We start from the raw sequence: 10,707 nt of genomic DNA, 5'->3' as shown, positions 1-10,707 counted from the left end.
CGGGCCGCTCAGTGACCATCCGGAAACAGTGAGAGAAGGGCGGTAGACAGCAGTTGCTGGGCATACCGCTCCGCCGAGTGAGAAGCTTCTGGCGACATGCCCATTTCCGAACAGCGCTGCTGCACGGTCTCGACGATCAGGCTCATGATGCCGCGCGCCTGTTCGGCATTGCCGTTTTCCGATGTGTCCAGTGCAAGGGCGAGGCTGGTCATCGAGACGATTTCGAGAACGACCATGCGGGCCTCGAGATCGAAAGCCACTTGTTCGGCGCTTCTCACGTTTCTGGCTGTCTGCTTCATATTGTTTTCCCCTAATATAAAAGGAGAGCTAGAGCGTTGGCTGAAACTTTAAAGCGAAATGTCGCAAGATTTTTCAAGCCTCACGCTGCCGTCAATCGAAGATCGGATTTCCTCAGGCAACCCGCTTTCCCTGCCTCCACACGGAGCGGCAGACCGGCACGCCGCCTTCACGGTGGACGCGTACCAGATCCGCGCGCAGGCCGGTGGCGATACGACCCCGGTCATCGAGACCGATCGTGCGGGCCGGAGTGGCGCTGACCATGGCGATGGCTTGTGGCAAACTGACTGTGTCTATCTCGTCCGCGAGGAGGAAGGGGGCGTGCAGCAGGCTGAAAGGCACGTAATCGGATGACAGCACATCCAGCACGCCAAGGCGGGCAAGGTCGCTTGCGGCGATATTGCCGGAATGCGACTGGCCTCGCACCACGTTCGGCGCGCCCATCAGCACGGCAAGACCTGCCTTGTGGGAGGCTTCGGCAGCGGCGATGCTGGTCGGGAATTCCGCCAGCCGCACGCCATGGCCGATCGATTCGTCGACATGATCGAGCGTGGCGTCGTCATGGCTGGCCAGCGCGATGCCGGCTTCTGCGCAATGGGCGGCAAGCGCATCACGGTGAGGGGCCGCATATTGTTCGGATGCTTCCAGACGGCGTTTGACGAAGGCATCGAAAGCTTCATCGCTCAGGCCACGCTTGATCTTGTAGTAGAAAATATACTGGTCCATCGTCTGAAACTGGCGCTGGCCCGGCGCATGGTCCATCAAGGACACCAGCCGAACGGCCGGGTCGCCTTCGAAATCGGAAAACTGCTCGACCACATCGGATGTCGAAACCTCGCAGCGCAGGTGCAGCAGGTGTTCGGCGCGCAGGCGACCTTCGCGGCCGGCCGTTTCGATCGAATTGGCCAGTTCGCGCATCTCGCCGCGGGCAAAACCGCCTTCTTCGCCGGACCCCATGCGCAGGCAATCGAGCACGGTGGTGATGCCGGAACCGGCCACCTGCGTGTCATGCGCCTGGATGGCGGCGATTGCGTTCCATTTCAGACCGGCGCGGGGAGAAAAATGGGTTTCGAGATGGTCGGTATGCAATTCCACCAGACCGGGCAGAAGATAATCGCCTTCGAGGTCTTCGCCCGTTCGGGATGAACCTTGGGAAATGTCGGTGACCAGCCCGTCACGGACCTGCACGGAACCGTGCAGGATATCGTCCTCGAGGACGATGCGGGCATTGCTGAAAACCTTTTCCATCAGGCAAAAGCCCTCCGATCCTGGCTATCTTTGAGTGGCACCCGATGCAGCACGGAAAACGGCGCGCCGCGCTGTGGTTCCACAAACACCGTCAGGGCATCGATCCGGCGTGGCGTGCCGGTAAAGGCGGCAAAGCGTTCGGTCAGCAGCGTATGCATCGCCTCGCGTCTTTCCTCGGCGACGGGGCCGGTCAACGTCATGTGGAAACGAAACTCCTCCATGACATAGGGGTAGCCGAACTTGTGCAGATAGTTGCGCTGCGGCTCGCTGAGTTTTTCCGGCTTGCGGCGGGCGATATCGGCGTCCGAGAGCGGTGCGCGAAATGGCTCGAAATGTTCGACGATGTCGCCCGCAAAATCCTGAAGGATTGAATGCGGAGCGCCCGGCACCAGCGCGAAAAAGGGGCCAAGTCCGGCGACGATCAGTTCGGGAATGTCGAAGGCATCGGCCTGTGCGGCAAAATCGTCCACGGCGGCGATAAGGCCGGCTTCATGCTTGCCGTCTGCAAGCGAAAACGGTGCCTTCAGCGTTGCGTGAAAAGCGTAGCGGCGTGGATCGGCCGTCACCATACGCCACTCGTCCTCGGCAAGGCCGGTATCTGTTGGTGGCGCAAGGTCGAGACCTTCGTAGGCATCGCGGCCGAGCCAGAGGTTGGCTGCCTGCGTCAGCGGATCATCCTTGGCGGGGGTGAAATAGATCGCATAACGCATGGGGAATCGGTCCTCGAAATCATTGTTCGGCCAAGGGTATAGGCCCTCGGCATGTGGTTGTCGCGAAAGCATTTCACAGGCTCGTGACAAAGCTGCGTCGCACCGGATGAAACCTTTTGCGCCCTTTGTACGTTTCCACAGCGTAATAAGGAGACAGTACAATGGAAGAAGCAAGCATCATGATCGGCACCGTCATGGCAGTCTTTGCGGCCAGCGGCGTATTGTCGGCCTATTGGTATTCCCGCCAGGAAGATTGACCGCCGATCATCTGGCATTTGTCATTCAGGACGGAAAAGGCCGCGTCACACGACGCGGCCTTTTCTGCATGTCTGAGCCTGTCCGGGCGCTCAATGCGCTTTGGACATGTCGCCCAGAACCGCCTTGGAGGCGACGCTCGAATCGGCATTGACCGTGTAGACGATCGGAACGCCGGTCGCGAGATTGACGTCGAGGATCTGTTCCTTCGTCAGGCGGTCGAGAACCATGATCAAGGAGCGCAGCGAATTGCCGTGCGCGGCAACGAGAACCTTTTCGCCCTTGAGGACGCGCGGCAAAATTTCGGTCAGATAATAGGGCCAGACGCGTGCGCCGGTGTCGCGCAGGCTTTCACCGCCCGGCGGCGGCACGTCATAGGAACGGCGCCAGATATGGACCTGCTCCTCGCCCCACTTGGCGCGGGCATCATCCTTGTTGAGGCCGGAAAGGTCGCCGTAGTCGCGCTCGTTGAGCGCCTGGTTGCGGATCGTTTCGAGACCGGACTGGCCAAGCTTGTCGAGCACGATCTTCAGCGTGTTCTGCGCGCGCTTCAGGTCTGAAGTGAAAGCGATATCGAACTTGATGCCGGTTTCGGCCAGTGCCTTGCCGCCTGCTTCGGCTTCCTCGATGCCGAGCGGGGTCAGGTCCGGGTCGCGCCAGCCGGTGAACAGGTTTTTGAGATTCCAGTCGCTCTGCCCGTGGCGAACGAGGACGAGGGTGCCGCTCATGTATTACCTCCAGTAAGTATGTGTCAGTTCGAAAGCCCAAGCACGTCGAGCATGGAATAGAAACCCGGCTTCTTGTCGCGGGCCCAAAGTGCCGCAGCAACACCGCCTCGGGCAAAGATGCTGCGGTCACGCGCGGTATGGGAAAGGGTCAGCATTTCGCCTTCTCCTGCAAAAAGGACAGAGTGATCGCCGACGATGGAGCCGCCGCGCAGCGTCGCAAAACCGATCTTGCCGGCTTCGCGCGCGCCGGTATGGCCATCGCGTACGCGCACCGAATGATTTGCGAGTGCGATATCGCGGCCACGGGCGGCAAATTCGCCGAGCAGCAGGGCCGCGCCAGAAGGTGCATCGACTTTGTGCTTGTGGTGCATTTCCATGATCTCGATATCCCAGCCCGCCGCCGGCAGTGCTTTTGCCGCCTGTTCGACGAGCACGCCCAGAAGATTGACGCCGAGACTTGTATTGGCGGATTTCACGACACGTGCATGACGACCGGCGGCAATGATCTTTTCATTGTCCGCTTCGGAGCAACCCGTAGTGCCGACGATATGAACGATACGCGCCTGGGCGGCGAGACCGGCATATTCGACTGAGGTTGCCGGCGTGGTGAAATCCAGTACGCCATCGGCATGTAGGAAGGCCTGCAGCGGATCGGTCGTCAGGGGAATGCCGAGAAAACCGACACCTGCCAATTCGCCGGCGTCCTTGCCGATAAACGGCGAGCCTTCACGCCCGATCGCCGCATGCAGGCGAACGCCCTCGGTTTCCTGGATGATGCGGATCAGCGATTGACCCATCCTGCCAGCTGCACCCACGACCACGAGCTTCATGTCGGTTTCGGTCTTGGGCGTTGCAGGCATGCAGGCGGGCTCCGTATTGATGCAGTCGGTCAGTCTTGCGCTGCAGGCTTTTCCATGGGGGATGCCTGCAAGTTATTGAGGCGAGCGTAGAGGCCGTCCGGCCGCTTAGCAAGCTCCTCGTGCGAGCCTTGTTCGATCACGTGGCCCTCGCTCATGACAATGATCTTGTCGGCCTTGACGACGGTCGACAGGCGATGCGCGACAACCACGACCGTGCGGCCCTTCATGGCGACATCGAGCGCCTTCTGGACGGCGGCTTCCGATTCGTTGTCGAGCGCGGACGTCGCTTCATCGAGCAGCAGGATCGGTGCATTGCGAACAAGCGCTCGGGCGATCGACAGGCGCTGGCGCTGGCCGCCGGACAGCGTGATACCGTTTTCACCGACCGGCGTGTCATAACCCTTGGGCTGCGACAGGATGAAATCATGCGCATGTGCAAGACGTGCGGCTTCCTCGATGTCCGCATCCGTTGCTTCGGGGCGTCCGTAACGGATATTGTCGCGGATCGAGCCTTCGAACAGGTAGGGCTGCTGGGAAACGTAAGCAATCTGGCGACGCAGCGAGGACTTTGTGACTGTGGAAATGTCCTGGCCGTCGATCAGGATCGCACCTTCCGTCGGGTCGTAGAAACGCGGAACGAGCGCAATGATGGTCGACTTGCCGGCACCCGAGGGGCCGACCAGCGCGGTCGTCTCGCCGCCCTCGGCGACGATATCGACGCCTTTCAGAATAGCGGCACCTTCGCCATAAGCGAAACCGACATTCCTGAGCTCGATCTTTGCGTTGGTGACGACAAGATCGGCGGCGTTCGGCACTTCACGTTGCTGCGGCTGCAGGTCGAGCAGCGCATAGATCATGCGGGCGTTGACGACGGCACGTTCGATCTGCACCTGCAGCTTGGCAAGGCGGCGGGCCGGATCGTAAGCCATCAGCAGTGCGGTGACGAATGAGAAGAAGGCGCCGGGCGGCACGTTGTCGTAGATCGAGCGGAAGGCGGCATAAGCAAGCACGCTGGCGATCGCGAGGCCGGCAAAGGACTCCGTCAGCGGCGAAGTGCGCTCGGAAAGACGGGCAATCCGATTCGCCCGCTTTTCCGCTGTCTCGATGATGCTCTGAACCTTGTTGTCGAGCTGCCCTTCCATCGTGAATGCCTTGACGATGGCAATGCCCTGGATGGTTTCCTGCATCGCGCCCAGCACGTGGCTGTTCACCTCGATGGCATCCTTGGTCGCGACGCGCAGGCGGCGAGAGACATAGCGCAGTGCATAAAGAAGCGGCGGTGCCACCGCAAAGACGATCAGCGACAGGACCCAGTCCTTGCTGATCATCACGCCGATCAGGGCGATCAGCGTCAGAAAATCGCGGGCGGTGGAGGTGACGGTCAGGTTCAGAACATCGCGGATACCGGTAACGTTCTGGCTGATCTGAGCGGCGAGATGCGCGGAACGCGCTTCACTGAAATAGCCGACTGACAGGCTCATCAAATGGGTGTAGAGGCGGCGCTGGTAGCGGGCGACGATATTGTTGCCGATCTTGGCAAGCGTCACGGCCTCGAAATAGCTGGCAAATCCGCGCAGCACGAAGACGCCGAAAATGGCACTGCAGATCAGGATAACGAGATCGGCGCGCTTGTTGGCAAAAGCTTCGTTGACGACCGCTTCCATGATCCAAGCGGTAAACGCGGTGCTGCCGGCGACCAGGATAAGACAGGTAATGGCAAAAGCGTAACCGCCGATATGATCGCGGCCGTTCTCGGCGATGACGCGCTTCAGCGTGCCGGCCACCGTTGAGGAACTGACCTCGGATTTTCTGTTCTTGTGCGCTTTCAACAAGCCTTCCAATCACCAAAACCTTGACGCAAAAGCGCCGTTGTTGGAGGCGCGTCTTAACCAGTTGGTAGCGTTTTGGCTAGCCAAGCCAAACTTTTCGGAAAGCTTGTTGCATTTGTGCAGGTTCGTCGGGCACGCGGAAACATGCCCGACGAAGCCGGTTTTTCAACGTTGCCAGCGACGTTCATCCATCGATACACCATAGGCAAAAGGCTTGCGGGCAAAGCTCGCCAGACCGGCCAGTGCCGCCTGTGGATGGGTGACGACAAAGGTCGGGATGGTGGCGAGCAGTTCCGTGTGCGGTGCTTTGTCCTCGAAGGCGGCACGGAATTCAGGTTTCTTCAGCGCCGCGAGGATTTTCTGGGAAATTCCGCCAGCCAGATACACGCCGCCGCGTGCCATGAAAATCAGCGCCATGTCACCGGCGACCCGACCGAGATATGTGGAGAACAGCGACAGTGTTTCGACCGCCTGCGGGTTGGAGCCATCAAGGCCCGCAGCGGTGACATCGGCAGGGTCCTTCAATGTCGAATCTATGCCGTCAGCCTTACAGATCGCCTGGTAGATATTGACGACGCCGCGACCGCTGAGAATTTCTTCAGCCGACACACGGCCCTCGATGCGCTTCAGGTGCGGGAAGATGGCAAAATCACGATCCGAACGTGGTCCGACATCGACATGGCCGCCTTCACCCGGAACGGGAAACCACATGTCGCGGGCATGAACAAGCCCGGCAACGCCAAGCCCGGTGCCTGGGCCAAGCACGACACGCGACGCCATATGCGGGTCATCCTGTGGTCCGAGTGTTTCACGGTGTTCCGGGGCGAGTTCGGACGCTGCCAGCGCCTGAGCCTCAAAATCGTTGACGACAAGAACGTCATCGAAGCCGAGATCGGAAATCATCTTTTTCGGGCGCACGACCCAGTCGCAATTTGTCAGATCGATCTCGTCGCCATCGATCGGTCCGGCAACGGCGAGAATGGCGGAGCGCGGCTTCAGATCACTGCCATCCAGCACGACTTGTCTGATGGCTTCATCGATTGTCGGGTAATCGGCAGTCTTGACGCTGACAAACGGCGTTGCCTCCGCAGTTGCGTTGGCAAGGATGGAAAAGCGGGCATTTGTTCCGCCGATATCACCGAGAAGAATGGGAAAGGGAAGCGCGTCGGTCGTCATGCTGTCGGCCATGAGAAGTGTCAGCCTTTCTGGAAATCGATAAATTTTTCGGCAGTGGCTCGGTTGAGAGCCATCGGGATGTCGTAGACCGTGGCAAGCCGGGTCAGCGCCTTCACGTCGACATCATGGGGTAGAGCGGAAAGCGGGTCGATGAAGAAGATCAATATGTCGACCTCGCCTGTCGCAATCATGGCGCCGATCTGCTGGTCACCGCCAAGCGGGCCGCTCTTCAGGCGCGTGACGTCGAGACCCGGTGCTGCATCCAGCACACGGCCGCCGGTCGTTCCGGTCGCAACAATCCTGAATTTCGCAAGCGACGCCTGATGGGCGCGGGCGAAATCCGCCATGTCGTCCTTTTTCAGGTCATGCGCGATCAGCGCAATACAGTGTTTGTCCGACATGATGTCTCCTCGCCCGTGGAACTTATAGGGCTTTTGCCTGCGATTTCCATAGCGTCTGCCAGCTTCGACAGCGCACCATGGATTTCTAGACTGGAGATCAGCTTTCTGCCAACAGGCTTCGTTACTTAGTTGGACGGGCGCGCACGCGGCAGCGGCACATCGGCCGGAGGAGCGTTGATGATCGCCGCTGCGCCGCCATCCGGCTGGACAGCGGAGGGACGCGGGGCAACACGCGTGGCTCCGCTGGTGACGGCGGCAATTGCAGGATCATCCGGTGCAGAAAGCACCGCAGCGCAGGCTTTTGGAAGATCGGAGAGCATGACTTGGCGCGGCTTGATGGGCTTTTCGCTCGGATCCTTCTTCGGCTTGGCCCAGGGCTCCGGCGTAAACCACCACGCGAGCGATTTGTCGCAGCCATCTCCTGCCGGAACCGATGTCTGTGGCCTGCAATTCGTGTTGCCGGCAGGGCAGCGCATGCGGATATGAAAATGCTCATCGTGACCGTAGATCGGCCTTACCTTACCCAAAAGCGAACGGTTTCCGGTCCAGGTCTCGCAGAGTTTCTTCTTGATGGCCGGATTGACGAAAATCCGCTCCACATCCGGATAACTGGCTGCCTGCATGACCAGTTTGGCATGCGTAAAGGTCCAGCGGCGCTGGTCAACGGTCAGGAACTTGCTCTTGTCGAGCATGGAGGTGAAGGGTAGTTTTTCACGCTCGGCGGCCGTCATGTGACGTTCCGGCATCGGCGTGAACCAGACATCGGCATCAAGGCCGATCTGGTGCGAGGCATGGCCGGTCAGCATCGGCCCGCCACGCGGCTGCGAAATATCGCCGATCAGAATGCCCGAACCCCAGCCGAGCCGGGCCGCATCCATGGAGAAGCGCTGAAGCAGAGCCACCAGTTGCGGCTGGCCCCAGCGACGATTGCGCGAAAGCCGCATGGCCTGCCATGTCGGCCCGTCCTCCGGCATGGCGACTGCACCCATCTGGCAACCCTTGGCATAGGAGCCTATCGGAGAGGAAACTCCATCCGAAGGCAGCGCGACATTGCCGAAAAGCTGTTTTGCCGGAGTGCCTTCCTGCGCCAGAACGGGGTCTGCGAGCGCTCCACACAACATTGCTGCTGCCGTCAAAGCCAAAACACTTCGGGAAATCGCTGCCATTGTCATCCGTCGCAAATCACTGAGTTGATCCGGTTTTACCGTGAAACCGGATTTTGGTGAAATGGAGATGTGCGCTGCCGGAATTTATCGCATCGATAATACGCTTGTGAGGGGATCGCTCCTGTTTTTCGCCCTGTTTTGCCCTATGCTTTGCCGCAACATGACAATGTGCAAGAGGTTTCGAATGGCTTGGCCCCAATTGAAGACAGGTTTGGCGATCGTGATGACGGCGGTGGTCGTAACGGTGTCAGGGGCGCAGGCACAGGATGCGGGCCAGCAGCCGAAATGGCGGCATGGGATGGCCGTTGTCGGTGAACTCGAATTGCCGGCCGATTTCAAGCAGCTTCCCTATGTGGATGTAAATGCGCCCAAAGCCGGTCAATTGCGATTGGCTGGAGAAGGTACGTTCGACAATCTCAATCTGGTCATCGATCGCGGTTCTCCGGTGCTGGGTCTCGGCATGGTCTACGACACGCTGATGAAGCGTTCGGAAAACGAGGTTTTCGGAACCTATGGCCTTCTGGCCGAGGCAGTGTCCTATCCGGATGACATGGCATCTGCCACATTTCGGTTGCGTGCCGAGGCCAAGTGGGCGGATGGCCAGACGGTGACACCGGAAGATGTGATCTTCAGCCTGGAGAAGCTCAAGGAATTGAGCGCCATGTATTCCGGTTATTATCGTCACGTCGCGAGCGTGGAAAAAACCGGTGAACGCGAAGTGACGTTTCGTTTCGACGAAAAAAATAACAAGGAACTGCCTTCGATCGTCGGCGATTTTCCGATCCTGCCAAAGCATTGGTGGGAAGGTCAGGACGACAAAGGCAAGCAGCGAGACATTTCAAAAACCACGCTTGACGCGGTGATGGGCTCCGGTCCTTACAAGGTTGCCGCCGTACAGCCCGGTTCTTCAATCCGTTATGAATTGCGCGATGATTATTGGGGCAAGGATCTGCCCATCAATCTTGGCCAGAACAATTTTCGGTCGATCAGTTATACCTATTTCGCCGATAGCGATGTTGCATTCGAGGCATTTCGGGCCGGGACGATCGATTACCGCCGCGAAAACAGTTCCAGCCGCTGGGCAACCCGTTATGATTTCGATGCCGTCAAAGATGGTCGCATAACGCGTGAGGCGCTGACCAATCCGTTCAAGGCGGTCGGTGTCATGCAGGCCTTCGTGCCCAACATGCGACGCCCAATATTCAAGGACGCACGTGTTCGCGAAGCCCTTAACTATGCTTATGACTTCGAGGATCTCAACAAGAACCTGGCATTTGGTGGATTGAAGCGCGTCGACAGCTTCTTCTGGGGAACCGAACTGGCGTCTTCCGGATTGCCGCAAGGCCGTGAACTCGAATTGCTGCAGGAGTTGAAGGACAAGGTTCCGGCGCGTGTGTTTACCGAGGCCTATACCAACCCCGTCGGCGGCGACCCTGGCAAGGTCCGCGACAACCTGCGCAAGGCTGTCGGCCTTTTGAAGGAGGCCGGCTGGGAGTTGAGAGGCAATCGAATGGTCAATAGCGAGACCAGCAAGCCTTTGAGCATCGAGATATTGCTCAGCAATGCCGCGCAGGAGCGCACCGTCGTACCTTATGTGGCGAGCCTGAAGAAGATCGGCATCGATGCCCGCATCCGCACGGTTGATGCTTCGCAATACATCAACCGTGTCCGCAGCTTCGATTACGATATGCTTTACAGCGTATGGGCTCAGACAATGAATCCCGGCAATGAACAGACCGAATACTGGGGATCCGATTCCGTCGATCGGCAGGGATCGCGGAATTATGCCGGTATCGCCGACCCGGCCGTGGATGCGTTGATCCGCAAGATCGTGTTCGCTCCCGATCGTGATGAGCAGGTGGCGGCGATCAAGGCGATGGATCGTGTGCTGCTGGCCAATCATTATGTCGTGCCAATGTTTTATTCCGGCGAGGAAAAGATTGCCTATTGGAACCGCATTGTTCACCCTGCAACGCTTCCGGAATACGAGATCGGCTTCCCGCAGGCCTGGTTTGAGAAGCCGGCAGGTCAATGAGG

The 10,707-nt window shown here is 59.1% G+C and carries 10 protein-coding genes; 1 reads left to right on the top strand and 9 read right to left on the bottom strand.

The genetic code is table 11. From position 1 onward, the window contains the following. Positions 1–8: 8 nt before the first annotated feature. From ACRQ1B_RS11400 to mepA, 9 genes are all read right to left on the bottom strand, one after another. Positions 9–299 carry a hypothetical protein gene (locus ACRQ1B_RS11400; RefSeq protein ID WP_432293677.1) on the bottom strand — a complete coding sequence of 97 codons (291 nt, stop codon included), beginning with the start codon at positions 297–299 and terminating at the stop codon, positions 9–11. 112 nt (positions 300–411) lie between these two features. Beyond that, on the bottom strand, positions 412–1,545 hold the full coding sequence (locus ACRQ1B_RS11395) for an alpha-D-ribose 1-methylphosphonate 5-triphosphate diphosphatase (protein WP_432293676.1): 1,134 nt from the start codon (positions 1,543–1,545) through the stop codon (positions 412–414). Continuing rightward, entirely contained in the window at positions 1,545–2,255 is a 711-nt protein-coding gene (locus ACRQ1B_RS11390; RefSeq protein WP_432293675.1) for a DUF1045 domain-containing protein, read from the bottom strand. The genes ACRQ1B_RS11395 and ACRQ1B_RS11390 overlap by 1 nt, the downstream gene beginning before the upstream one ends. 347 nt (positions 2,256–2,602) lie before the next feature. After that, the gene (locus tag ACRQ1B_RS11385) at positions 2,603–3,238 is read right to left on the bottom strand and encodes a 2,3-bisphosphoglycerate-dependent phosphoglycerate mutase (RefSeq protein WP_112729530.1); all 636 of its coding nucleotides are present in this window, start codon (positions 3,236–3,238) and stop codon (positions 2,603–2,605) included. Between the two features lie 23 nt (positions 3,239–3,261). Next, positions 3,262–4,098 (bottom strand): 4-hydroxy-tetrahydrodipicolinate reductase, encoded by an 837-nt coding sequence (dapB, locus tag ACRQ1B_RS11380; protein ID WP_432293674.1) that lies wholly within the window; start codon positions 4,096–4,098, stop codon positions 3,262–3,264. A 29-nt stretch (positions 4,099–4,127) separates the two neighbouring features. Beyond that, complete coding sequence (locus ACRQ1B_RS11375) at positions 4,128–5,927, bottom strand: ABC transporter ATP-binding protein (RefSeq protein ID WP_432293673.1); 1,800 nt, start codon at positions 5,925–5,927, stop codon at positions 4,128–4,130. Between the two features lie 165 nt (positions 5,928–6,092). After that, a complete protein-coding gene (locus tag ACRQ1B_RS11370; RefSeq protein ID WP_432293672.1) occupies positions 6,093–7,115 on the bottom strand; it encodes a glucokinase in 1,023 nt (340 codons plus the stop codon). A gap of 8 nt (positions 7,116–7,123) precedes the next feature. Then, entirely contained in the window at positions 7,124–7,504 is a 381-nt protein-coding gene (locus ACRQ1B_RS11365; RefSeq protein ID WP_432293671.1) for a methylglyoxal synthase, read from the bottom strand. Between the two features lie 125 nt (positions 7,505–7,629). After that, positions 7,630–8,670 carry a penicillin-insensitive murein endopeptidase gene (gene mepA, locus ACRQ1B_RS11360; protein WP_432293670.1) on the bottom strand — a complete coding sequence of 347 codons (1,041 nt, stop codon included), beginning with the start codon at positions 8,668–8,670 and terminating at the stop codon, positions 7,630–7,632. A gap of 184 nt (positions 8,671–8,854) precedes the next feature. Here mepA and ACRQ1B_RS11355 point away from each other — a divergent pair, with 184 nt between their 5' ends. Further along, entirely contained in the window at positions 8,855–10,705 is a 1,851-nt protein-coding gene (locus ACRQ1B_RS11355; protein WP_432293669.1) for an extracellular solute-binding protein, read from the top strand. Positions 10,706–10,707 lie beyond the last annotated feature (2 nt).

It is taken from the genome of Endobacterium panacihumi (genome assembly GCF_050847465.1).
Lineage (GTDB): Bacteria > Pseudomonadota > Alphaproteobacteria > Rhizobiales > Rhizobiaceae > Neorhizobium > Neorhizobium panacihumi.
This window is presented reverse-complemented; position numbering and strand designations above follow the sequence as displayed.